The sequence below is a fragment of the Streptomyces sp. NPDC002734 genome (assembly GCF_040295685.1).
Classification (GTDB): domain Bacteria; phylum Actinomycetota; class Actinomycetes; order Streptomycetales; family Streptomycetaceae; genus Streptomyces.
In genome coordinates this window covers 179,062-202,402 of record NZ_JBEOVU010000009.1, presented here as the reverse complement: position 1 = coordinate 202,402, position 23,341 = coordinate 179,062, and the positions used below count along the sequence as shown (strand labels likewise).

General features: G+C 74.2%; 15 protein-coding genes, 2 tRNA genes, 1 rRNA gene and 1 riboswitch. Of the genes, 5 read left to right on the top strand and 13 right to left on the bottom strand.

Features of this window, described 5'->3' with window-relative positions; all coding sequences use genetic code 11:
- Together ABT026_RS11195 and ABT026_RS11190 are read right to left on the bottom strand one after the other, a co-directional pair.
- A 16S ribosomal RNA gene (locus ABT026_RS11195) occupies positions 1-71 on the bottom strand; the annotation flags it as partial.
- Between the two features lie 638 nt (positions 72-709).
- Positions 710-1,276, bottom strand: a complete 567-nt coding sequence (locus ABT026_RS11190; RefSeq protein WP_351113883.1) for a MarR family winged helix-turn-helix transcriptional regulator — start codon at positions 1,274-1,276, stop codon at positions 710-712.
- 117 nt (positions 1,277-1,393) lie between these two features.
- On the opposite strand from ABT026_RS11190, the gene ABT026_RS11185 reads away from it, so the two are divergent.
- Entirely contained in the window at positions 1,394-2,686 is a 1,293-nt protein-coding gene (locus ABT026_RS11185; protein WP_351113882.1) for an MFS transporter, read from the top strand.
- Positions 2,687-2,751: 65 nt separating this feature from the next.
- Here the strand turns inward: ABT026_RS11185 and ABT026_RS11180 are convergent, their stop codons facing one another.
- Positions 2,752-4,425 (bottom strand): ATP-binding SpoIIE family protein phosphatase, encoded by a 1,674-nt coding sequence (locus tag ABT026_RS11180; RefSeq protein ID WP_351113881.1) that lies wholly within the window; start codon positions 4,423-4,425, stop codon positions 2,752-2,754.
- Between the two features lie 163 nt (positions 4,426-4,588).
- Positions 4,589-5,986, bottom strand: coding sequence for an NAD(P)/FAD-dependent oxidoreductase (locus ABT026_RS11175; protein WP_351113880.1), 1,398 nt, complete (start codon positions 5,984-5,986; stop codon positions 4,589-4,591).
- A gap of 380 nt (positions 5,987-6,366) precedes the next feature.
- On the opposite strand from ABT026_RS11175, the gene ABT026_RS11170 reads away from it, so the two are divergent.
- Positions 6,367-7,107 (top strand): TetR/AcrR family transcriptional regulator, encoded by a 741-nt coding sequence (locus ABT026_RS11170; protein WP_351113879.1) that lies wholly within the window; start codon positions 6,367-6,369, stop codon positions 7,105-7,107.
- A 231-nt stretch (positions 7,108-7,338) separates the two neighbouring features.
- On the top strand, positions 7,339-9,498 hold the full coding sequence (locus tag ABT026_RS11165) for a sigma-70 family RNA polymerase sigma factor (RefSeq protein WP_351113901.1): 2,160 nt from the start codon (positions 7,339-7,341) through the stop codon (positions 9,496-9,498).
- Positions 9,499-9,755: 257 nt separating this feature from the next.
- On the opposite strand, the gene ABT026_RS11160 is transcribed toward ABT026_RS11165, so the two are convergent.
- Positions 9,756-11,882 (bottom strand): asparagine synthase-related protein, encoded by a 2,127-nt coding sequence (locus ABT026_RS11160; protein WP_351113878.1) that lies wholly within the window; start codon positions 11,880-11,882, stop codon positions 9,756-9,758.
- Between the two features lie 648 nt (positions 11,883-12,530).
- Here ABT026_RS11160 and ABT026_RS11155 point away from each other — a divergent pair.
- Together ABT026_RS11155 and trmB are read left to right on the top strand one after the other, a co-directional pair.
- Positions 12,531-13,955, top strand: a complete 1,425-nt coding sequence (locus ABT026_RS11155; RefSeq protein WP_351113877.1) for an NsdA family TPR-like regulatory protein — start codon at positions 12,531-12,533, stop codon at positions 13,953-13,955.
- An 86-nt stretch (positions 13,956-14,041) separates the two neighbouring features.
- Entirely contained in the window at positions 14,042-14,803 is a 762-nt protein-coding gene (gene trmB / locus ABT026_RS11150; RefSeq protein WP_351113876.1) for a tRNA (guanosine(46)-N7)-methyltransferase TrmB, read from the top strand.
- A 20-nt stretch (positions 14,804-14,823) separates the two neighbouring features.
- On the opposite strand, the gene ABT026_RS11145 is transcribed toward trmB, so the two are convergent.
- The 8 genes from ABT026_RS11145 to ABT026_RS11110 all read right to left on the bottom strand — a co-directional run bounded on the left by ABT026_RS11145 (position 14,824) and on the right by ABT026_RS11110 (position 23,232).
- The gene (locus ABT026_RS11145; RefSeq protein ID WP_351113874.1) at positions 14,824-15,768 is read right to left on the bottom strand and encodes an aldo/keto reductase; all 945 of its coding nucleotides are present in this window, start codon (positions 15,766-15,768) and stop codon (positions 14,824-14,826) included.
- Between the two features lie 93 nt (positions 15,769-15,861).
- Positions 15,862-16,902, bottom strand: a complete 1,041-nt coding sequence (locus ABT026_RS11140) for a M23 family metallopeptidase (protein WP_351113873.1) — start codon at positions 16,900-16,902, stop codon at positions 15,862-15,864.
- Positions 16,903-16,913: 11 nt separating this feature from the next.
- A riboswitch (cyclic di-AMP (ydaO/yuaA leader) is annotated at positions 16,914-17,053 on the bottom strand.
- A gap of 234 nt (positions 17,054-17,287) precedes the next feature.
- Positions 17,288-18,421, bottom strand: coding sequence for a PP2C family protein-serine/threonine phosphatase (locus ABT026_RS11135; protein WP_351113871.1), 1,134 nt, complete (start codon positions 18,419-18,421; stop codon positions 17,288-17,290).
- A gap of 132 nt (positions 18,422-18,553) precedes the next feature.
- Positions 18,554-18,627, bottom strand: a tRNA-Met gene (locus ABT026_RS11130).
- A gap of 49 nt (positions 18,628-18,676) precedes the next feature.
- Positions 18,677-19,825 carry a dihydrofolate reductase family protein gene (locus tag ABT026_RS11125; protein WP_351113870.1) on the bottom strand — a complete coding sequence of 383 codons (1,149 nt, stop codon included), beginning with the start codon at positions 19,823-19,825 and terminating at the stop codon, positions 18,677-18,679.
- A 72-nt stretch (positions 19,826-19,897) separates the two neighbouring features.
- Positions 19,898-19,970: transfer RNA gene (locus ABT026_RS11120), tRNA-Lys, on the bottom strand.
- A 141-nt stretch (positions 19,971-20,111) separates the two neighbouring features.
- Positions 20,112-22,475: a DEAD/DEAH box helicase gene (locus ABT026_RS11115; RefSeq protein ID WP_351113869.1), complete on the bottom strand. Its 2,364-nt coding sequence runs from the start codon at positions 22,473-22,475 to the stop codon at positions 20,112-20,114.
- Between the two features lie 229 nt (positions 22,476-22,704).
- Entirely contained in the window at positions 22,705-23,232 is a 528-nt protein-coding gene (locus ABT026_RS11110; protein WP_351113868.1) for a hypothetical protein, read from the bottom strand.
- Between the last annotated feature and the right edge of the window lie 109 nt (positions 23,233-23,341).

Genomic DNA, 23,341 nt, shown 5'->3' with positions numbered 1-23,341 from the left:
CATCGTTCGACTTGCATGTGTTAAGCACGCCGCCAGCGTTCGTCCTGAGCCAGGATCAAACTCTCCGTGAATGTTTACCCGTAATCGGGTGACACATCACGAGAGCGGAACCGCGAGCGGAATAGGCTCGACGGTTCACAGCGTCCTCGCTGTGTTTTTTCAAAGGAACCTCGTCTCCGAAGGAGACGGGGTATCAACATATCTGGCGTTGACTTTTGGCACGCTGTTGAGTTCTCAAGGTGCGGACGCTTCCTTTGTACTGACCCTCTCGGGCTTTCCTCCGGGCGCTTCCTTCGTTTCCGACTCTATCAGACCGTTTCCGTTCCGATTTCCTCGGTGCTTTCCAGGTCCTTCGCCTTTCGGCGTTTTCCCTTTCCGGCGGTTCCGACTCTATCAGAACCTTTCGGCGCCTGATTCCCAGTCAGAGGGGCTTGTCTTCCCGGCTGTTGGGCCGTTCCGACGTCTCAAACCTTAGCGGATCTTCCCCGTGGTTCCCAATCGGCCCTTTTCGGAGCCGGCCCGGAGACCTCGAGATCCGCGTGAATTGCATTCCGGGCACGCCGAAAAGAATCCCGCGGGAGTGATCTTGCTGGGTGTGAGGTGCCGCTGAGAGCGGCGGACGGTTGCCGGGGAACCGTGACGGCTCGGCGGCAACTCGAAGAACCTTACGGACCGGAGGGGGCCGTGTCAAGAGACCCGGCCGGCGCCGTCAGTCCAGGTCGTTTAGGCGGCCGCCGGCGTCCGGCTGGGCGTGCTCGACGCGGATGAGCAGCCGGTTGAGCAGCTCGCCCAGGGTGGCGCGCTCGTCGGAGGAGAGGTCCTGGAGGAGGTCCTCCTCGAAGACGCTCGCCAGCCGCATCGCGTCCAGCCACCGCTCGCGGCCGAGCGGGGTGAGCTCGACAATGACCCGGACGCGGTTGGACTCGTCGCGCTCGCGGGTCACCAGGCTCTCGGTGACCATGCGGTCGATCCGGTGGGTCATCGCGGCCGGGGTCAGACCGAGGCGCTTGGCCAGCTCGCCCGGACCCATCCGGTAGGGGGCGCCGGAGAGGACCAGGGCCTTGAGCACCTCCCACTCGGCGTTGCTGATGCCGAGCTCCGAGGTCTGGCGGCTGTAGGCGACGTTCATACGCCGGTTGAGCCGGGACAGCGCGGAGACGACCTTCTCGACCTGTGGGTCGAGATCCCGGAACTCCCGCTGGTAGGCCGCGATCTGCTCCTCGAGCGTCGGCTCGTCGAGAGCCGCTGCGGTCGGGTCTGCGGAGTTGTCGCCCATGTGCGGAGTATCGCACGCACAGACTTGGCATCTGAAGACCTTGGGTGTGTAGTCTTTAGCTTCGAACTTTAGGTTCGAAGTGTTCAGGGCTAACGACTCGTAGCGAGGCAGGTGACAGTGAGCAAGGCGATGCGGCGGATCCAGGTGGGCAGCGCGCTCAGCGCGTTCGGACTGGGATTCACCGTTCCGTATCTGTACGTCTATGTGGCACAGGTGCGGGGGCTGGGCGCCGTGACAGCGGGGCTGGTCCTCGCGGTGTTCGCGGTGGCCGCCCTGATCGTGCTCCCGTTCGCCGGGCGGGCCATCGTGTCGCGGGGCGCGCTCCCCGTGCTGGTGGCCTCGCTGGTGACGGCCGCGGCGGGCTCCCTGGCGCTGGGCCTGTCCGCCGACGCCACCACGGTGCTGCTGTCGGCGGCGCTGCTCGGCGCGGGCCAGGCCGTGATGCAGCCGGCGCTGGCCACCCTGGTCGTCGACTGCTCCTCCACGCTCTCACGGACCCGGGCGTTCGCCACGCAGTTCTTCCTGCAGAACCTCGGTCTGGGCGTCGGCGGTCTGATCGGCGGCCACCTGGTGGACCCGTCGCGCCCCGGCTCGTTCGTCCTGCTGTTCTCCATCCAGGCCGCGATGTTCGTCCTGCTCACCGGTGTGATGGCGACGACGCGGCTGCCCAAGGCGGCGCTGCCTGAGGACGGCGGTCCGGAGCAGGTGCCCGCGGTCAAGGCCGACTGGCGGGCGCTGTTCCGCAACCGGGCGATGGTCTGGCTCTGCGTCCTGGGCTTCGTGCTCTTCTTCGCCTGCTACGGGCAGTTCGAGTCGGGTCTGAGCGCCTACGGCGTGGAGGCGGCGGGCATCTCGACGTCCACGCTGGGCACCGCGCTGGCCGCCAACACGGCGATGATCGTGCTGGCCCAGTTCCTGGTGCTGCGGTTCGTGGAGCGGCGGCGGCGTTCCCGGGTGATCGCGGGCGTGGGTCTGCTGTGGGCCGTCGCCTGGGCGGTCGCCGGGTTCTCCGGGCTGGCCGACGTGAGCCAGGCCGTGGCGACCGTCTCCTTCATCTCGGTGTACGCGCTGTTCGGACTGGGTGAGGCGCTGCTGTCGCCGACGCTGGCGCCGCTGGTCGCCGACCTCGCGCCCAGCGGGCTGGCCGGTCAGTACAACTCGGCCTTCGCCCTGGTCAAGCAGCTGGCGCTGGCGATCGGCCCGGCTGTGGGCGGGCCGATGGGCGCCGCGCTGCACGGGCCCTACATCGTGCTGATGCTGCTGTTCTGCCTCGGCCTGGCAGGGCTCGCGATGGTGCTGGAGCGGCAGCTCACCACCGCGCAGAACCACCCCTACGCCACGCGCGCCCGGGTGGTGGCGCAGTCCGCGCCCGCCTCGCCGCCGGCCGCGCCGGTGGGTGCGGACGCGTAAGCACGCGGCTCCCGCACCCGGGAGCGCGGATCACTCCGAGCGCGTCGGCCCCTCGGCCGGCGCGCTCAGCGCAGCGCGAACTCGCACCAGACCGCCTTGCCGCCGCCCGGCGTGCGTCGGCAGCCCCAGCTGGAACTGATGGTCGCGACAATCGCGATGCCCCGGCCCGACTCGTCGCCCGGCTCCGCGCGGCGGCGGCGCGGCAGGTGGTCGTCCGCGTCGGTGACCTCCACGATCAGCCGGCGGTCGGTGCGGCGCAGCCGCAGCCGCATCGGCGGCACCCCGTGCTGGAGCGAGTTGGCGACCAGTTCGCTGGCGGCCAGGACACCCAGGTCGCAGAGGTCCGCGGGGAACCGCCAGCTGGCGAGCACCCCGGAGGTGAACGCGCGGGCGTGCGGGGCGGCCTCGGCGCCGCCGAGCAGTTCCAGCTCGGCGTGGCGGAAGAGGTCCGCCGCGGCACCGGTGCGCTCGGGATGCTGGACCACCAGCACGGCGACGTCGTCGTCGTGGTCGGCGGTGACCCCGGCGGAGCGCATCAGGCGGTCGCAGATCACCTGCGGGTTGCCGCCCGCGCCGGCCAGCGCCCGCTCGATTGCCGTGATCCCCTCGTCGAGGTCCTTGTCGCGGCGCTCGACCAGGCCGTCCGTGTAGAGGACGGCCGTCGACCCGGGGGTCAGCGGCACGGAGGCGGAGGCGTGCACCCAGCCGCCGGCGCCGAGCGGCGGGCCGGTGGGCTCCTCGGTGCGGACCACCTCGCCCTCGGCGTCGCGGACCAGGATCGGCAGGTGGCCCGCCGAGGCGTAGACCAGGCGGCCCTCGTTGGGGTCGTGCACCGCGTAGACGCAGGTGGCGATCTGGTTGGCGTCGATCTCGGACGCCAGGCCGTCCAGCAGCTGGAGCACCTCGTGCGGCGGGAGGTCCAGGCGGGCGTACGCGCGCACGGCGGTGCGCAGCTGCCCCATCACGGCGGCGGCGCGCACTCCGCGCCCCATCACGTCGCCGATGACCAGCGCCGTGCGGCCGCCGCCGAGGGTGATGACGTCGTACCAGTCGCCGCCCACCGCGGCCTCGGTCCCGCCGGGGTGGTAGGTGGCGGCGATGCGCAGGTCGTCGGGCTGCTCGAGCTCCTGCGGGAGCAGGGAGCGCTGGAGGGTCACCGCGGTCTCGCGCTGACGGCGCTCGCTGGCGCGCAGCCGCTCGGCCGCCTCGGCGTGGTCGGTGACGTCGGCGGCGAAGACCAGCACGCCGCCGTGCCGCTCCCCCTCGACCGCCACGGGGGTGCAGGTGAAGGTGTAGCAGCGGCCGTCGGAGACCTTGCGGGACTTCAGCGTGCGCGGGCGGGCGCTGCGCAGGACCTGGTCCAGGAGCGGGAGCAGGCCGGTCTCGACCAGTTCCGGGAGCTGGTCGCGGGCCGCTCCGCCCGGGGTGCGGGGGCCGAACGCGGCGGTGTAGGCGGCGTTGACGTAGGCGACGCGGTGGTCCGTGCCGTGGACCAGGGCGACCAGGGCGGGGACGCGGTCCAGCACCTCGTGGACCGCCAGGTCGTCGAGGGCCGCGGCGCCGGGGCGGGATCCGCCGCCCGGCTGCTCGGCGCGGGCGGCGGGGACCGAGCCGTCGGTCCGGCGCTCCTGGGCCTCCCGGCCCGGGGTCGCTCCGTCCGGGGAGGGCCCCGTTCCCGCTCGCGCTGCGGCGCGGCGCTGCGTTCCGGGGAGCCGGGCGCTCCAGCGCGTGAAGTTCACGAATCCTTGCCTCGGGTTGTGGTCTCCGGCCTGCTCCGGAATGCGGCCGGGTCGGGCGGCCGCCGCGGACGGTGGACCAGTGTGGCAGCCCCGGAGCGGTCCGGGGCGGTTTGCACCGACATCCGTTGGACGCCTGGCGCGTTTGCGGAGTTCCTTCGTCCGGTCAGGTGGACCCGTTCGGGTCGGGGTGAGGGCCGTCGGGATGCATTCCCCCGGCAGCGCGTTCGAACTCCGCACGCGGGTGCTCCATCGAGCCGAGCGAGACGATCTCCCGCGCGAACAGACCGGCCAGCGTCCATTCGGCGAGCACCCGCGCCTTGCGGTTGAGGGTGGGCAGGCGGCCCAGGTGGTAGGCGCGGTGGAGCAGCCAGGCGGCTCGGCCGGTGAGCCGGCGCCCGCGGATCTGGGCGACGCCTTTGCGCAGGCCGAGGGAGGCGACCGCGCCGAGGTGGGCGTGGGCGTAGCGCTCCGGCGGCTCACCCCGCAGGGAGCGCACGAGATTGTCGGCGAGGACCCGGGCCTGACGCACCGCGTGCTGGGCGTTGGGCGCCACGGTGGTGCCGGGCGCGTCGACGGCGAGGTCGGGGACGGCGGCCGCGTCGCCGGCCGCCCAGGCGTGGGGGACGCCTTCGACGGCGAGGTGTCCGGTGCACCGCAGCCGCCCCCGGGGGTCCAGCGGCAGGCCCGTGGCGGCGAGCATCGGGGATGGCCGAACCCCGGCGGTCCACACGAGGGTGCGCGCGGGCAGCCGTGCGCCGTCGTCGAGCACCACGACCCGGTCGGTGCAGGAGCGCAACCGGGTGGACAGCCGGACGTCGACGTTGCGGCGGCGCAGCTGGGTGAGGGCGTAGCGGGCGAGCCGCTCGTCGACCTCGGGGAGGATGCGGTCGGACGCCTCGACCAGGAGCCAGCGCAGGTCCTCGGGAGCGATGGTGTTGTAGTGCCGGACCGCGTAGCGGGCCATGTCCTCCAGCTCGGCGATCGCCTCGACCCCCGCGTAGCCGGCGCCGACGAAGACGAAGGTGAGCGCCGCCTCGCGGACGGCGGGGTCGCGGGTGGAGGCGGCGATGTCCAGCTGCTCCAGGACGTGGTTGCGCAGCCCGATGGCCTCCTCCACGGTGCGGAAGCCGATGCCGTGGTCGGCCAGGCCGGGCACCGGGAGGGTGCGCGAGACGGAGCCGGGGGCCAGCACGATCTCGTCGTAGCCGATCGACTCGCCGCGGGGCGCGGAGGAGTTGCGGGCGGCGCGTTCCCCGGAGGCGGCGGTGGTGTAGCGGGCGAGGCGCCGGGAGTGCTCGACGCCGGTCACCTCTCCGACGATCACCCGACAGCCGTCGAGGACGCGGCGCAGCGGCACCACCACGTGCCGCGGGGAGATCGATCCGGCGGCGGCCTCGGGGAGGAACGGCTGGTACGTCATGTACGGGTCGGCCGTGATCAGGACGATCTCCACGGCGCCGGCGCGGAGCTCGGCGCGCAGGCGGCGTTGCAGCCGCAGGGCCGTGTTCATCCCGACGCAGCCGCCGCCCACCACCAGTACCCGGGTGCGCTCCTTCAACATCACACACCCCATGACGCACCCCGCTCAGGACTTTGTCCACAGCCTTGGCAATTCATGTGACCGGCGGCGGATCGCGGGAGCGTGGCGGTGGCATCGGAGCGCGCGGCGGAATCCGCAGGTCGCGGGGGAATCGAGGGCTTCCGACGGGGGCGCGGCGCGGACTTGTGCGCCGTGTACTCCTTTCGAGGGCCCACCCACGCGGAACGGGACCCTTCTGAATTGACGCCCACTCAACTATGTTCGTTGTGCGTCGGGGTGTGGGGGGATGCGCGGTTCGTGTCCGCGTCGGGCGGGTTTCTTGGCATCCGTCCTCTCCTCGTGGCCCGGCCGTCCAAGGTGGGGAGTCTCCGGGGGGAGACGCAAGAACCGGGGGGTTACACATGCAGACTCAGGAATCTCATCGGCCGTCATCGGCCGTCGCGCGGGCCGCTTCGACGCCGGTCGCGGCGACGGTGGGCGTCACCGGCACCGGCCTCGCCCATGCCGCCGCCCGCGGGATGCGCACGACGCCGCTGCGGGTGGACGCGCAGCGGAACCTGGAGCACGTACTGCGCGCGGCCCGCGAGGTGTTCGGCGAGCTGGGTTACGGGGCTCCGATGGAGGACGTCGCCCGGCGTGCCCGGGTGGGCGTGGGCACGGTCTACCGGCGCTTCCCGAGCAAGGACGTGCTGGTACGGCGGATAGCCGAGGAGGAGACGGCCCGTCTGACGGACCAGGCGAGGGCCGCGCTGGGCCAGGAGGACGAGCCGTGGTCGGCTCTCTCCCGGTTCCTGCGCACCTCGGTCGCCTCGGGCGCCGGGCGGCTGCTGCCGCCGCAGGTGCTGCGGGTCGGCGTGGCCGACGACGCCCGGGTGCCGCAGCAGCGGAGCGTCCCGGCGGACTCCGGCGAGTCCGGCCTGCCGGGCGACGACGCCGGAGCGGCGGCGCTGCTCGACGTGGTCGGCCGGCTGGTCGACCGGGCGCGGGCCGCGGGCGAGCTGCGGACGGACGTGTCGGTGGCGGACGTGCTGCTGGTCATCGCGACCGCCGCGCCCTCGCTGCCGGACCCGGCGCAGCAGGCGGCGGCCTCTTCGCGGCTGCTGGACATCCTGCTGGAGGGGCTGCGTTCGCGGCCGTCCTGACGCGGGACCCCGCCCGGTGACGGGCGGGGCGCGGCCGGGGCCGTCCAGGTGCTCGATCCGGGGCCTCGTGCGCGGCCCCGGATTGTGCCGCGTGAGGGTGCCTGGCTGGAACCCCTGATCGGGCGAAACCCCACGGACGAGTGGTAGTTCCGTCGGTCCGCTCGACGCCGTGTCCCGCTGTGCCACGCTGGCCGCGACATGACGGACCGGCGTGCGGGGGCCAGCCGAGATATGGGCGCGGACGAGCGGAACGACAAGGGCGCCGGGGCCGGCGAGGGTGCGGGTACGGGTGCGAGGGGTGCGGGCGCGGGTGCGTCACGGCCCGCCGGCGCCGGGAGGATTCCCGAGCAGGCCGGGCCGCCCGGCCCGGTAGCGCGGCAGCCCGAGGCCGGAGCGCGTGAGGCCGGCAGCGGGGCGCGCGAGACCGGCAGCGAGGCGCGTGAGGCCGGGCCCGGGGCCCGTGCGACCGCGGGCCGGTCGCACGGGGCAGGGGTGACCGCGGGGCCCGGGCGCGGGGCCTTCTTCCCCGTGCAGCGGGAGGCGGGCAGCGGCCGGGAGACTGCCGGGGACCCCGCCCCGGGCTCCGACGCCGAGTTGATCGTGCGGATGCGGGCCGGGGACGACTCCGCCTACGAGGCCCTCTACCGCCGGCACGCCGACGCCGTGCGCCGGTACGCCCGCACCTGCTGCCGGGACGCCCACACCGCGGACGACCTCACCGCCGAGGTGTTCGCCGCCATGCTCCAGGCGGTGCGCGGCGGAGCCGGTCCGCGGCACGCCGTGCGCGCCTACCTGCTGACCACCGTGCGCCGCACCGCCGCCGGGTGGATCAGGTCGACCCGGCGCGAGCAACTGGTCGACGACTTCGCGGTGTTCGTCGAGCAGTCGATCCGCGGCACCGACCGGGTGGACGACGACACGCTCGAACTCGGCGCGGACGTGCGGGCGATGCACGAGGCCGATCAGTCCCTGGCGATGCGGGCGTTCCGCTCGCTGCCCGAGCGCTGGCAGGCGGTGCTCTGGCACACCGAGGTCGAGGACGAGTCGCCGGGCGAGGTCGCGACCCTGTTCGGGCTGGACGCCAACGGCACGCGGGTGCTCGCCAGCCGGGCCCGTGAAGGCCTCAAGCAGGCGTACCTGCAGGCGCACGTCAGCGCGACACTGACCGCCGACGCGGAGTGCGCCCGGCACGCGGACCGGCTGGGCGCGTTCGCCCGGGGCGGGCTGCGGATCCGGGCCGAACGGGGGCTGCGCAAGCACCTCGAGGAGTGCGCGCGGTGCCGGATGGCGGCGGGGCAGATCAAGGAGGTCGCGCAGGGCATCCCGGCGGTGGTGCCGGTGGCCGTCATCGGGTGGTTCGCCGCGGCGGGGTACGCCAAGGTGGCGGGGCTCGTCGCGGGCGGCACCGGGGCCGGGGCGGTGGCCGCGGGCGGGTCGGCGGTGGCCTCGGCGGGTGCCGGCGGCGGCGCGGGGGGTGCCACGGCGGCGGCCGGGGGCGCGGGGGGTGCCACGGCGGCGGCCGGGGGCGCGGGGGGTGTGGTCGCGGGTGGTTCCGGAGCGGGCACCGGTGCGGGTGCCGGCGGTGGCGGGGCGGTGGCCGAGGGACTGGGCGCTCCGGCCAAGGCGGGCATCGCCGCGGGCGTGGTCACGGTGGCCGCCGCGGTGGTGGCGCTCGCGCTGATCGGGGACGACCGCCCCGCGCCGTCGACGCCGGTGGCCGGTCCCCCGCCGGTGTCGGAGCCGGCCGCGGCGCCGGAGGACGCGCCGCCGTCGCCCGGGCCCGCGAGGCCCGCCCAGCCGGTGGAGGCGGGGGCGGCGTCGTCCGCCCCGCCGGAGCCCGGGCCGTCCGCCGAGGCGCCCGTGCCGTCCGTCGAGCCCTCGCCCTCACCCTCCCCCGCTCCCGCGCCCGAACCGGAGCCCGGGCCGGCCGAGGAACCGTCGCCGCCCCCGCCCGTGGTGCCGGCCGAGTACCGGTGGAGCGGCCTGCCGTACGGCGTCTCCGGTGACGGCAGCGGGCCGGAGATGCGGCTCGCGCAGAGCACCTGGGTCTGGCAGCGGAGGTCCCTCACCGTCGCCGGGGTGACCTACCCCGAGGGGGTGACGGTCAACGGGCGGTCCTCCGTGGTGATCGACCTCAACCGGTCGTGCACCTCGTACCGGGCGATGGCAGGGATCGACGACATGTCGCTGGGGCTGGGGTCCGCGGTGTTCTCCATCCACGCCGACGGGGTACGGCTGTGGCAGTCCGGGGTGGTGCGGGCGGGGGATCCGGCGGTGCCGGTGTCCGTCGCCTTGTCCGGGCGGCGGACGGTCCGTCTCGTCGTCGAGCCGCGCGGCGGGGCCCTCGCGGTCCCCGCGGACTGGGCCGCCTCGCGCTTCGTCTGCGGGTGACTTCGCGGCGGGACGGTGCCGGCCGTGCCGAGGAGGGTGCGGTCACCGTCCCCTCCCCCGCGGCGGACCACCGTGCCGCCACGGCACGGGACGGCCCCGCCCACCTGCGGACGACCACGCGCCACCGGCCCGACCACGCGTCATGGGCCCACGGCCCCACCCGCCCTGCGGGCAATCGTGCCGCTGGGCGACACCGGTGGGCGCAGGGGGCGGAACGGCAGGGTGGTGGAAGCGGCGCGGTGACGGGACCCGCCCCGTCACCGTCCCGTCGCGTCGAGGGCCTTGCGGCGGGGTGGGGTGAGGCCGGCGGGGGCGGCGCGGCGGCGGGCGGTGCCGGTCCAGCAGGTGCCGCGCCGCGACAGCAGCCGCCGCAGCCACAGCTCGAGGGAGACGATGTCCGCGAGCCCCGCGGAGGCCAGCGGCTCGCCCTCCGCCCCCGCCCGCAACGCCTCCCGCACCACCCGCGCCTCGACCAGCCCCGCCTCCGCCAGGAACGGCGAGGTGAACAGGTCGCCCAGCACGTCCCCCGCGGCCCGCAGTCCCGCCCGGTCCGCGGCCTCCGCCGTGGCGTGGCTGGGCGCTCCCCAGCCGGGCGGCAGGTCTCCGACGCCCGCGCCCTCGAGGACCGAGCGCAGGATCGCCGCCCGTGCCCCGGGCCGCACCCGCAGCGTCTCCGGCAGGGCGCGCCCCGCCCGCACCACCTGGTTGTCGAGGAACGGCGCGTGCAGCCGCTGCGCGCGGACCTCCGCCGCCTGCTCCAGCACCCGTACGTCCGCCGCGTAGCGGGCCAGCGCGGCCCGGGCGCGGAAGTCGCCGGGCCGCTGCCCGGGGCCCATGGCCGCCGCGCGCAGCGTCGCCGCCTGCAGCCGCCCCGAGACGTCGGCCAGCGCCTCGCCGGTCAGCCACCGCGCGGCCGGACCGGGGGTGGCCCACACCAGCGCGGCCAGCGAGGCCTCCACCGCTCCGGCCACGGCGGAGCCGTCGTCGAACCGGCGGTGCCGCAGCCGCTCCGCCAAATCGTTCATGCCGGCCGGGTAGGAGGTGCGGGCCAGCTTGCGGGCCGCGCCGTAGACCCGGGCCGGGACCAGCACCGAGCCGTCCGCCCGGGCGAGGGCCATGGTGGGCCGGACCAGGTGGCGGCGCTTGCGGTCCATCAGCAGGTCGGCGAGGCGCGCCGGGTGGGCGTCCAGGACCTCGCGGGCGCCGTGCCCGGTGAAGTGGTCGGCGCTGCCGGCCGCGAACCGGGCGCGGTGCCGGGCCGCGGAGACCAGCGAGCGGCCGGGCTCGTCGGTGAGCGGGCCGTCGAGGTCGGCGTAGGGCAGTGCCTCCGCGCCGCCCGCGACCACCACGTGCCGCAGCCGGGGGTTGGCGGCCAGGGTGCCCGCCCGCTCCAGCTCGGCCTCGCGGCCGCGGACCGCCAGGTCGTTGAAGGTGACCGCGAGGAGCCGCTCCCCCGCGCCCGCGCCGTGGCCGAGCACGGTGCCGGGGCGGCCGGGCAGACCGGCGGCGAGCAGGGCCAGGGTGCCGGAGCCGGGGCCGCCGGACAGGTCGGCGCCGATGCCGGGCACCGGCATCCGGTCGGCGCGGCGGTCGGCGGGACCCATGCCGGGCACCGGCCCGGGGTCCGTCCCGGCGCCGGGCATGTGCCGGGGAGCCGCCAGCCGGGTGCGGACCGCCTCCACCAGCGCCTCGCGCAGCGCGTCCACGGCGCTGTGCGGGTCGGCGGAGGGCGCGGCCACGGCGAGCGAGGCGACCGGCTCGTACCCGGCGACCTCGCGCGCTCCGGCGCGCAGGATCAGGGCGTGTCCCGGCGGGATGCGCCGCACCCCTTCGTAGGGGGTCGAGTCCTGCACCGCGGCCGGGACCTCCGGCGCGGCGAGCAGTGCGGCCAGGTGCCCGAAGTCGAGGTTGGCGCCGACCAGGTCGGCGAGCGGCAGGGCCGCGGTGGCGTAGGCGGTGCCGCCCCGCCAGGGGGTGTGGAAGACGGGGCGGGCGCCGGCCAGGTCGCCGCAGATCGTGGTGCGCCGGTCGACCTGGACGACGACGGTGTAGCTGCCGGGCCAGGCGGTGAGGTGGCGCAGCGCGCCGCCGCGGGCCGCGAAGAGACCGGCCAGCAGCTGGTCGTCGGTGGCCCCGCACAGCCCCACCACCGCTATCCGGGTGCGGGCGTCGGCGATCAGGACGCGGGTCTCGTCGGGCCGCCAGTCGCCCACCGCCCACAGCGGGTCGACGCCTCCCCACAGCAGCTGCGCGCCCACCGGCTCGGGGGTGTCCTCACCGAACTCGTCGGGGTAGCCGTCGGGTTCGCCGTAGGCGCCGAAGAGGTCGGGGCCGGGCGGCCGATGGCCCGCGGCGGTGCTGCTCCATCCCACCAACCACCGCATCGACGCCTCCACAGGCTGTGGACAATCAGTGCACGAGCGAACCTGTGCACCATGCTGCCACGAAGGGAGTGTCACGGAGGCATGCCGACGCGCCCTCCGCGCCGGCCGCCCGAGGGCCCGGTCAAGTGGCGCTCCACCGGGGCGACTTGAATGCGCCCCCTGGCGCGCCCCCGGTGACCACCCGGTGCGCCTGCGTTCACCTGGCGGGAGGGCCCTGACGACCCCTCGGCGCGGGGCATATTTTCAGCCAAATACGCCGACTGTGTGCGATGTGCGGAGCCCCGCGCACACTCTCCGTACATACGGAGGAGTACGTACGGTCCGGGAGGCGGGCTGCGCCTCCCGGACCGGTCCGCCGCCCGCGGGGATGTGGCGGCGGTGTCCCCCAGCCCGCTGGATCCAGTACAGCGGGCCGACCCACGCATCACCCATGGAACAGTCCCGGCCGCCGGCGACGTAGAGCGCACGGCCGGGCGCACGGCCACACACCGGGAGCACGTGGACACACTCCGTACTCCCGCCCGGGCAGCAATCTCGCCATACGGAACTTTGCCCCTTAACGCATGGGATTCGGAGAACTACGCTGGGTTTACGAATGCCGCGGGTTTATGCCAGCCGCGGCAGCCGTCTCTGCCGAGGGGGAACCGGATGTCCAGGGAGCAACGCGGGCCGAACGAGAAGCTCGGCGCCGTTCTCGCCCTCGCGGGCATCAGCAACGCGGGGCTGGCGCGGCGGGTGAACGACCTGGGGGCGCAGCGCGGTCTGACGCTCCGGTACGACAAGACGTCGGTGGCGCGCTGGGTGTCCAAGGGCATGGTGCCGCAGGGCGCGGCCCCCCATCTGATCGCGGCCGCCATCGGGCAGAAGCTCGGCCGGCCGGTCCCGCTGCACGAGATCGGGCTGGCGGACGCCGATCCGACGCCCGAGGTCGGTCTGGCCTTCCCGCGCGACGTCGGCCAGGCGGTGCGGTCGGCCACCGAGCTGTACCGGCTCGACCTGGCCGGCCGGCGGGCGGGCTCGGGCGGCATCTGGCAGTCGCTCGCCGGTTCCTTCGCCGTCTCCGCCTACGCGACACCCGCCTCGCGCTGGCTGATATCCCCGGCCGACACCTCGGTGGCGCGCGAGGCCGGCGCCACGGAGGGGTCCGGCTCGCCGCTGAAGGTGGGCCACAGCGACGTCCGCAAACTGCGCGAGGCGGCGGAGGACGCGCGGCGGTGGGACTCCAAGTACGGCGGCGGGGACTGGCGGTCCTCGATGGTGCCCGAGTGCCTGCGGGTCGAGGCGGCGCCGCTGCTGCTCGGTTCGTACTCCGACGACGTCGGGCGCGCGCTCTTCGGGGCGAGCGCCGAGCTGACCCGGCTGGCGGGCTGGATGGCCTTCGACACCGGGCAGCAGGAGGCCGCGCAGCGCTACTACATCCAGGCCCTGCGGCTGGCCCGCGCGGCGGCGGACGTGCCGCTGGGCGGCTACGTCCTGGCGTCCATGTCCCTCCAGGCCACCTACCGGGGCTTCGGCGACGAGGGCGTGGACCTCGCCCAGGCCGCGGTGGAGCGCAACAGAGGGCTGGCCACGGCCCGCACCATGAGCTTCTTCCGCCTGGTCGAGGCGCGGGCCCACGCCAAGGCGGGGGACGCGGCCGCGGCGGGGACGGCGCTGAAGGCCTCCGAGAGCTGGCTGGAGCGCTCCCGTGAGGGGGACAACGACCCGACCTGGCTCGGCTTCTACGGCTACGACCGGTTCTGCGCCGACGCCGCCGAGTGCTACCGCGACCTGAAGGCGCCCGGGCAGGTGCGGCGGTTCACCGAGCAGGCGCTGTCCAAGCCCACCGAGGAGTTCGTGCGCTCACACGGGCTGCGGCTGGTGGTCTCCGCGGTGGCCGAACTGGAGTCCGGCAACCTCGACGCCGCCTGCGAGCAGGGGGTCCGCGCGGTCGAGGTGGCCGGGCGGATCTCGTCCGCCCGCACCACGGAGTACGTCAAGGACCTGCTCACCCGGCTCGAGCCGTACGGCGACGAACCGCGGGTTGTGGAGTTACGCGAACGCGCCCGCCCTCTCCTCGGCACCCCGGCCTGACCTCCGTCGCCCCCGGCACGGCGGCGCCCGTACCGGGGGTGGTGGGAGCGGGGCGAAGGAGCGGTGCGCCGTAGAATCGGGGCATTGTGTCTGACGCCCCGAACCCCAGCCGCCGCCCCGCCCGGACCCCCCGGTTCCCGGACGGACCGCAGCCCGATCCGGCCGGCTCCCACCACGAGCGCCGCATCCGCAGCTTCCAGCCCCGCCGCAGCCGGGTGACCACCGGCCAGGCCGACGCCATCGAGCGGCTCTGGGCCCGGTGGGGCCTGGACATCGACGGCCGCCGCACCCTGGACCTCACCGAGCTCTTCGGTGACGACCGCCCCGTCGTGCTGGAGATCGGCTTCGGCATGGGCGAGGCCACCGCGCAGATGGCCGCCGACGACCCGGCGACCAACATCCTCGCGGTGGACGTGCACACCCCGGGCCAGGGCAACCTCCTGAGCCTCGCCGAGAGGAGCGGACTCGGCAACGTCCGCGTGGCCAACGGCGACGCGATCATCCTGCTCCGCGAGATGCTCACGCCCGACGCGCTGGCCGGGCTGCGCGTCTACTTCCCCGACCCCTGGCCCAAGAAGCGGCACCACAAGCGGCGGCTGATCCAGCCCGAGTTCCTGGACCTGGCCGCCGACCGGCTCCGCCCGGGCGCGGTGCTGCACTGCGCCACGGACTGGGAGCCGTACGCGGAGCAGATGATGGAGGTGCTGACCGCGCACCCCCGCTTCGCCAACACGCAGCCCGACGGGCACTTCGCGCCCCGGCCGGAGTTCCGTCCCATCACCCGGTTCGAGGGTCAGGGGCTGGACAAGGGGCACGTCGTGCGCGACCTGCTCTTCCGCCGGGTCTGAGGAACCGGCGGCACGGCGGATCAGTCGGAGGCCGCGTCCAGCCGGGCCGTCTCCTCGTCGGTGAGCCGCAGGCCGGCGACCGCCGTGAGGGCGGGCAGCTGGTCCACCGTGCGGGCGGAGGCGATCGGCGCGACCACCGTCGGGCGGGCGGCCAGCCAGGCCAGGGCCACCGTGGCCGGGGACGCGCCGTGTGCCTCGGCGATCTCGTCGAGGGCGGCCAGGACGCGCAGGCCGCGCCCGCTCTCCAGGTGCCGGGCCGCTCCGGTCGCCCGCGGACTGTCCACGGTCGTCCCCGGGCGGTACTTGCCGGTCAGAAAGCCGGACGCCAGCGCGTAGTACGGCACGGCGGCCAGCCCCGCCCGCTCGGCGACATCGCGCAGACGGCCTTCGTAGGTGTCCCGGGAGACCAAGTTGTAGTGCGGCTGGATGACCGCGTAGCGGGCGAAGCCCTCGCGCTCGGAGAAGTCCAGCGACTCCTGGAGCCGCTCGGCGGTGATGTTGGACGCGCCGATCGCCCGCACCTTGCCCTCGCGGACCAGTTGGTCGAGGGCGAGCAGGATCTCCTCGACCGGCGTTTCGGGCTGGTCGAAGTGCGTGTAGTACAGGTCGATGTGGTCGGTGCCCAGCCGGCGCAGCGAAGCCTCCGCCGCCGCCCTGATGTTGGCGGCGGACAGCCCGCGGTATTGCGGGTGCTGGCTCACCTTGGTGGCGACCACGACCTCGGAGCGGTTGCCCCGGGCCTTGAGCCACCTGCCGATGACGGTCTCCGACTCGCCGCCCTCGTTGCCCTCCACCCAGGCGGAGTACGAGTCGGCGGTGTCGACGAAGTTGCCGCCCGCCGCGGTGTACGCGTCGAGGACGGCGAAGGACTCCCGCTCGTCGGCGGTCCATCCGAAGACGTTGCCGCCGAGGGCGAGCGGGAACACCTCGAGGCCGGACGTACCCAGCTTGCGCAGTTCACTCATGACGGTCACCAACGCGTCCGGCCGGCGGCGCATTCCGACGCGCCGCCGGCCGACCGCATCTGTTCGAAAGCGGGGGGAGGGAACCGGCGTTCGTCAGAGGTTGACGCCGCGCGCGGCCATCCAGGCCATCGGGTCGACGCCGTCGCCGCCGCCCGGGTGCACCTCGAGGTGCAGGTGCGGGCCGGTGACGTTGCCGGTCGCGCCCACCCGGCCGATGACGTCGCCGGTGGTCACCTTCTGGCCGACGCTGACGTTGATCGAGGACTGGTGGCAGTACCAGAGCTCGGTGCCGTCCTCGAGGGTGAGGATGGTCCGGTAGCCGTACGAGCCGGCCCAGCCGGCCTCGGTGACGGTGCCGGTGTGGACGGCCTTCAGCAGCGTGCCGGTGGGAGCCGCGAGGTCCAGGCCCGTGTGGTAGCCGGAGGACCACATGGAGCCGGCCTGCATGTACGTGGAGGTGATCGTGTAGGAGGACGCCGGCGAGACGAAGCTGGCCGCCAGCTTGGCGATGCGCTCGGCCTCGGCCTTGGCCTTGGCCTCCTCCTCGGCCTTCTCGGCGGCGGCCTCACGGGCCTCCGCCTCCGCCTTCTCCTTGGCCGCCTTCTCGGCGGCGGCCTGGGCGGCGGCCTCCTGGGCCTCCAGCGCGGCCTGCGTCTCGGCCTCCTGCTCCTGCTGGGCGGCCTGCGCCATGATGCGGGTGCGCAGCGCCTCGCCGGCGTCGGCGGAGGACGGAGTCTCGGCCGGGGCGACGCCCACGCCCATCTCGCCGAGGACGCTGGGGGCCTGCTCGGCGGCCGCGGTTTCGGTCTCGTCGCCGCCGGGAAGCAGGGAGGTGACCGGGTCCAGCGACGGCATCTGCGGCATGGTGATGTGCACCGGGGCCTTGCCGGGCGCGGCGGTGGCCATGCCGCCCGCGCCGACGGCGGCGATCACACCGACGCCGAGGACGGTGGAACTGCGGGCCAGGCCCCGCTGCTTGGTCACCCGGTGACGGCCTCTGGAGACCGTCCCCTCGCTGGGGTTCCACTCCTCGAAGGAGCCCTCGCCGGGGAATCCGGCGGGACCGTACGCGTCGGCGGCCGCACGCTGGCTCGGCACGAAGGGCAGTTCAGGGGCAGGGGGGTTGGACGCCACGGGGGCGCGCTCCTTTCCTTCCGTCTCGCCTACCGGGTTAGCTGACGGGTTCGGAGCGGGAAGGTCTCCTACGCGCGTATACGGAGATACGCCCGATTCACCCCGGAAAGTGGTTCCCCGGTTCCCTTACGGGATTCGGCAGAGCGCACGGAGCCGTCGCTTGTGACGGCTGGGACAGCCGCGCGCTGCGTTATCGAACGTTAATAGAAGCGGTGGCTCATTTCCAAGCCGTTCCTTCACATCGTCCGACCCTGTGGCCCGAACCTATGGAGGTTCATCAGGGCGAAACGGACATGGCTTCGGTCACACGGCCACCGCCGCCTTGGCTTGATCGTTACACCGGGGTCCCCCTGCGTACCGGGTGCCGCTGCCGTGTTCCGGCCGGTCACAGGGTCCGTACGACGAGCAGGGCCATGTCGTCCTCGACGTCTCCCCCGGAGTGCAGGGCCACGTCCTCGGACAGGAACTGCAGAAGGTCCTCCGGCTCTCGGAAGTCCCGCCCCTCCAGCCGCGCGACCGGGTCGTAGAACACACCTTCCTCGTCCCGCGCCTCGGTCAGGCCGTCGGTGTAGAAGAGCACCGTGGCGCCCGGCCGCAGCGGAACGGGCGGTCCGGGTCGGGGCGGCCCGGTGAGCTCCGAGAGGGCGAGCGGACTCCCGGCCTCCCCCGGGTCCAGCAACCGCGGCGGCGCCCCCGGCTCCAGCAGCAGCGGCGGCGGATGACCGTGGTTGACGATCGACACGCTCCGGCCGTCCTGGGAGAACTCGGCGAACACCGCCGGCACAAAGCCCTCCTGCTGCTCCAGCTCCACCGCCCGTCGGTCCCGCTCACGCACCACCGCCTGTTCCATGTGTTCCGCGGCCTGCTCGATGCTGTCGGCCCGTTCCGCCACCTCGCGGAAGGCGCCGACGACGACCGCGACCGCGGCCACGGCCTCCATCCCCTTACCGCGCACGTCCCCCAGCACCATCCGCACCCCGTGCGGGGTGTCGTGCACGGCGTAGAGATCGCCGCCGATGTTCGCCTCCTGGAGGGCGGCCTCGTACCGCGAGGCGATCCGCAGGGCGCCGATCCGCCGCTGCGGCGGCGGCATCACGGCTCGCATCGCCGCCTCGGCCATCTGCCGGGCGGACGCGAGGCGCAGGTCGACCCGGTGCACCGCGGTGTTCATCACGCACGACAGCACCGAGACGACGACCACCGTGAACAGCTCGGTGGCCAGCAGCGCCGGCGAGTTCGCGTCCCGGATCAGTTCCATGGTGAGGATGCAACCGGTGGCCAGCAGTCCGATGAGCACCGTTGCCCGGAGGGTGTAGAGCGGGGCCGCGATGAGCGGGGCGGCGGCGAAGAACGGCACCGGGGTCACGTCCGGCGGCGTCAGGCCGTCGTAGACCAGGCCGAGTACCAGGGCGATGAACGGCAGCACCCGCAGCACCATGCGGGCGTAGTGGAACCACCGGCGGCCGGACCCGAGGGCCTCCTCGATCTCCGGATCCACCGGTCCGCCTCGCCTCAGCATGGAGACCATCGTTCCGCGCCCGGGCGAAAGCGGCGACCGCTGGCCTCCGGGCGGATGAAGCGGAGGAAGGAGAGCACGACACAAACACTCAGGGCCGGAATCCTTGAAAGGATTCCGGCCCTGAGTCTTCAGTAGCGGGGACAGGATTTGAACCTGCGACCTCTGGGTTATGAGCCCAGCGAGCTACCGAGCTGCTCCACCCCGCGTCGTTGTGTCTTCACTGTACGACATGGCGCGGGGGAAAAGCGAATCGGTTCACGTCGCCCCGCCGGACAGGTGGCGGTTGGGCCGCACGGCACGCTCCTCGTACTCGGGCAGCAGCACCACCCGGACGCCGCCCGCCGCCAGCACCCCGCTGCCGTCCGCGGCCGCCACGAAGGTGTCGGGCTCCCGCCAGGCGGTGACCACCCGCCGCACCCCCGCGTCGAGGATCAGCCGCGCGCACGGGGCCGGCCGGGAGGCACGGCGGGCACAGGGCTCCAGGCTGCTGTAGACGGTGGCCCCGGGCAGCCGCGGGTCGGCCGGGTCGATCTTGGCGAGCGCCGCCTCCTCCGCGTGGACCACCGGGTCGCCCCCCTCCCGGGAGTGGCCGCGGGCCAGCTCGGTCCCGTCCTCGGCCACCACCACCGCGCCCACGCTGAACGCGGTGCGGGACGGCGGGCACTCCTCGGCCAGGTCGCAGGCGAGGCCCAGCCAGTACCGGTCGGCGGCGGAGACCGAGGGGCCGGCGCCCGGGGCGACCGGCCGGTAGCGGGCGAGCACCACATCGCCCACCGGCCGGGTCTCCTCCAGCCGCAGGCGGCCCGGCGGATAGCCACCCGGGCCGAAGAGCCGCGGCGCGTCCGGTTCGCCGACCAGCAGCGGGGCCAGCGCCAGCTGGAGCTCGTCGGCGAGTCCGAGGCGCAGCAGCTGGGTGTGGACGCTGCCGCCTCCCTCCACCATCAGCCGTCGCACCCGGTGGACGGCGTGGAGGTGCTCCAGAACGGCCCGCCAGTCCAGTTCCGGTCCCACCGGGACCACCTCGACGTCCTTTTGGCCACGCAGCGCCTCCTGCGCCCGCGATGCGCCCCCGTCCGTGGTGTAGACGGCCTTGCGGCCGCCGGTGCGCCAGAAGCGGGCCGCCGGGTCCAGTTCACCCGAACCGGTGACGAGCACCTTGAGCGGGAACTCCGGAAGCCCGGCGGCGGTGCGCGCGGCCCGCCGTGCGGGCGAGCGGACCACCAGCCGCGGGTCGTCGGCGCGCAGGGTGCCGGCCCCGATGAGGATCGCGTCGCTCGCGGCCCGCACCGCGTCGACCCGGTCGAAGTCCTCGGGGCCCGAGAGCAGCAGCCGCTCCGGGCCGGTGTCGTCGAGGCAGCCGTCGAGCGAGACGGCGGCGGAGAGCAGGACGTAGGGGTGCGGCATGGGGCGGCTCCGGGACGTGACGCGGCGCATGCTCCGGCCGGGGTCGGCCGGGCGCATGCGCCGCGTCAGAAGTAGGCCCTGTGGGACTCGAACCCACAACCAATGGATTAAAAGTCCACTGCTCTGCCAATTGAGCTAAGGGCCCAGGGTGATGTTGCTTCCCCGAGCATAGCGGGAGGGGGCCTCCCGTCCGAGCGGGTATCCGGGGCCGGCGGCGCGCGGGAAGCGCGGAGGGCCCGCACGACCGGAGTCGTGCGGGCCCTCACAGGCGGTGTGCGCGGGCGCGTCAGCCGTTGCGCTTCCAGCGCGGCTTCTCGTCACGGCGGCCGAAGGAGCCACCGCGGTGGTCGTCACGACGGTCGTCGCGGCGGCCGAACGGACGGTCCGAGGTGCCACCGGCGCGGAAGCCCGGGCGGTCGTCACGGCGGTCACGGTTGAACGGACGGTCGTTGCCGCGGAAACCACCACGGTCGTCGCGGCGCTCGAACGGACGGCCGCCACGGTCGCCGCCGCGGTCGTCACGGTTGAACGGACGGTCGCCACGGTCGTTGCCGCGGAAACCACCACGGTCGTCACGACGCTCGAACGGACGGCCGCCACGGTCACCGCCGCGGTCGTCACGGTTGAACGGACGGTCGCCACGGTCGTTGCCGCGGAAACCACCACGGTCGTCACGACGCTCGAACGGACGGCCGCCACGGTCGCCGCCGCGGTCGTCACGGTTGAACGGACGGCCACCGCGGTCGTCGCGGTTGAACGGGCGGTCGCTCCGGTCGTCACGGCGGTCGCGGTTGAACGGACGGTCGTCGCGGCGCTCGAAGGAACGGCCGCCACGGTCACCGCGGTCGTCGCGGCGGAAGCCGCCACGGTCGCCGCCCCGGTCGTCACGACGCTCGAACGAACGGCCACCACGGTCACCGCCGCGGTCGTCACGACGCTCGAAGGAACGGCCACCGCGGTCGCCGCCGCGGTCGTCACGGTTGAACGGACGGTCGCCACGGTCGTTGCCGCGGTCGTCACGGCGCTGCGGGCGGTCCTCGCGCTCGGTGCGGTCGACCTGCTGGGCGCTCGGCTGCTCCGGGACGGAGACGGCGGCGGCCTCGGTGGCCTCCGCGGCCTCACGGACGACGGCGGCCTCGGCCAGCGCGGCCTCCGGGTCGTCCCCGCGCTCGCGGGCGGCACGGGCGGTGAGGCGGTCGGCCTCGTCGCGCAGCTCGGCGGCGCGGCGCTGCAGACGCTCCAGCTCCTTGGTGAGCTGGGCGACCTCACGCTCGGCCTGGGCGGCGGAGCCGGCCACCGACTCGGCCTGGAGCTCGGTCATCGACCGGGCGCCGGTGATCTCGGCGACCTCGGGCTCGAAGGCCGTGCCGCTCTGGATGATGTGACGCCCGGCGTCGATGCCCGCGTCCTCCATCAGCCGGAAGATCTGCCGGCGCTGGTGCGGCAGCGACAGCGAGACGACGGTGCCGGTGCGGCCGGCACGGGCAGTGCGGCCGGCACGGTGCAGGTAGTCCTTGTGGTCGCCGGCCGGGTCCACGTTGAGGACCAGGTCGATGCCGTCGACGTGGATGCCGCGGGCGGCGACGTCGGTGGCGACCAGGACGTTGACGTAACCGTCCTTGAAGTCCGCCAGGGTGCGCGTACGCGCGCCCTGGGTCATGCCGCCGTGCAGGGCGTCCGCCTTCACACCGGAGTCACGGAGCTGCTCGGCGATGCGGTCGGCGCCCAGCTGGGTGCGGACGAAGATGATCGTGCGGCCCTTGCGGGAGGCGATCGCCGCGGTGACCGGAGCCTTGTCCTTCGGCTTCACGATCAGGATGTGGTGCGACATCGTGGTGACGGCGCCCTGGGCGGCGTCGACCTCGTGGCTGACCGGGTTCTGCAGGTAGCGGTCGACCAGGGTCTTGATCTCGTTCTCCATGGTGGCGGAGAAGAGCATCCGCTGGCCGCCGGCCGGGATCTGGTCGAGCAGCTCGGTGACCTCGGGCATGAAGCCCAGGTCGGACATCTGGTCGGCCTCGTCGAGGACCGCGACCTGGACGTCGCCCAGCGAGCAGGCGCCGCGGCCGATGATGTCGCGCAGACGGCCCGGGGTGGCGACGAGGACGTCGACGCCCCGCTCCAGGGCGTAGATCTGGTTGCTCATCGAGGTGCCGCCGCAGACGACCTTCATCTTGAGGCCGAGCACGTCGCCGTAGGGCTGCAGGGCGTCCGCGACCTGCATGGCCAGCTCACGGGTGGGGGTGAGGATGACGGCGCGCGGGCGCTTCCTCTCGGTGCGGCCGCCGGCCAGGCGGGCCAGGGCCGGCAGACCGAAGGAGAGGGTCTTGCCGGAGCCGGTGCGGCCACGGCCCAGGATGTCCTTGCCGGCCAGGGCGTCCGGGATGGTCGCGGCCTGGATCGGGAAGGGCTTGGTCACGCCGTTCTGCGCGAGCTTGCGCACGACGCCCTCGGGGAGGCCGAGGTCGGCGAAGGTCGGCCCCGTCTCCTCGGGAGCCTGCTCCTCGGCGGCGTCCGCGGCCTCGGTGACCTCGGGAGCCTCGACGGCGTCCTGGGCCTCGACGGCGACGGAGTTCTCGTCGTTCCCGTCGAGCTCGGCCGCCGTCTCGTTCTCGGCGACGACGAACTGATCAGTACTGGAAATGGACATGCTTATGCGAAACCTTCCGGAGTCTCGTCGGCACGCGCCCGTCAACTCCGTGTTTCGCGAGGAACCGCCTCGATGCGGTCAGCCACGGCAAGGGAGAGAACGCGCCACACGGCGCGCTCTTTTCGCTGCGCCGGGCAAATGGGATCAAACGATCTACCACCATACGCACCTCACGCCCATCCGCGCAAACGAGAACGGCGAACGCGAGCCACGCCACACTCCTGAGCCGCTACACGGCCACCGGCGCCTCGCCCGCGGAGGGCTGCGAGGGGGGCAGCGCGGAGGACGGCTGGACCGGAGTGGGGTCCGGCGAGGGCGGCGGCGGGGAGGGCTGCGGCTGCACGGGGCTGGGTTCCTGGCTGGGCGGCTCGGGCGCGGGCTCGCCGGGATCGGCGGGGAGCGGCTCGCCCGGCTCCTCGACGTCGCCCGGGTCCGTGTCCACCGGGTCCTCGGCCTCCCCGGGACGCTCGCCCTTCTTCCGGTCCGCCGGACGCCGCTCGTCCTTGCCGGACCCGCCGGGCCGCCGCGAGCCCCCGGAGTCGGGGCGCGCGCCCTCGCCGGTCACCCGGGGGTCGAAGGCGCCGCCGCCGGGGGCTCCCGACCCCGCCCCGCCGTCCTCGGCGCCGTCGCTCTCCGCGGACCGCGCCGGCCGGGCCCGGTCACCGTCCTCACCCGGAAGGTCCACGCAGCCGGACGCCAGGGCGGAGACGGCGACGACCGCGGCGGCAATACGAACGGGGACGTACACACGGCGCACGGGAGCCACCTCCGAGGGCGGGGGGAGAGTCACCCTGCCCAACTCCCGCCGGGCGCAGGAGGACACGCCCGTGCGCCGCGCAATCACCACCGCCCGCCGCACCGCACCG

Coding starts and splice junctions, on each gene's coding strand:
- ABT026_RS11170 (WP_351113879.1), top strand. CDS start 6,367: ATGCAGACTCAGGAATCTCATCGGCCGTCATCGGCCGTCGCGCGGGCC.
- ABT026_RS11155 (WP_351113877.1), top strand. CDS start 12,531: ATGTCCAGGGAGCAACGCGGGCCGAACGAGAAGCTCGGCGCCGTTCTC.
- ABT026_RS11190 (WP_351113883.1), bottom strand. CDS start 1,276: ATGGGCGACAACTCCGCAGACCCGACCGCAGCGGCTCTCGACGAGCCG.
- ABT026_RS11115 (WP_351113869.1), bottom strand. CDS start 22,475: ATGTCCATTTCCAGTACTGATCAGTTCGTCGTCGCCGAGAACGAGACG.
- ABT026_RS11160 (WP_351113878.1), bottom strand. CDS start 11,882: ATGCGGTGGTTGGTGGGATGGAGCAGCACCGCCGCGGGCCATCGGCCG.
- ABT026_RS11175 (WP_351113880.1), bottom strand. CDS start 5,986: ATGTTGAAGGAGCGCACCCGGGTACTGGTGGTGGGCGGCGGCTGCGTC.
- ABT026_RS11135 (WP_351113871.1), bottom strand. CDS start 18,421: ATGCTGAGGCGAGGCGGACCGGTGGATCCGGAGATCGAGGAGGCCCTC.
- ABT026_RS11165 (WP_351113901.1), top strand. CDS start 7,339: ATGGGCGCGGACGAGCGGAACGACAAGGGCGCCGGGGCCGGCGAGGGT.
- ABT026_RS11145 (WP_351113874.1), bottom strand. CDS start 15,768: ATGAGTGAACTGCGCAAGCTGGGTACGTCCGGCCTCGAGGTGTTCCCG.
- ABT026_RS11125 (WP_351113870.1), bottom strand. CDS start 19,825: ATGCCGCACCCCTACGTCCTGCTCTCCGCCGCCGTCTCGCTCGACGGC.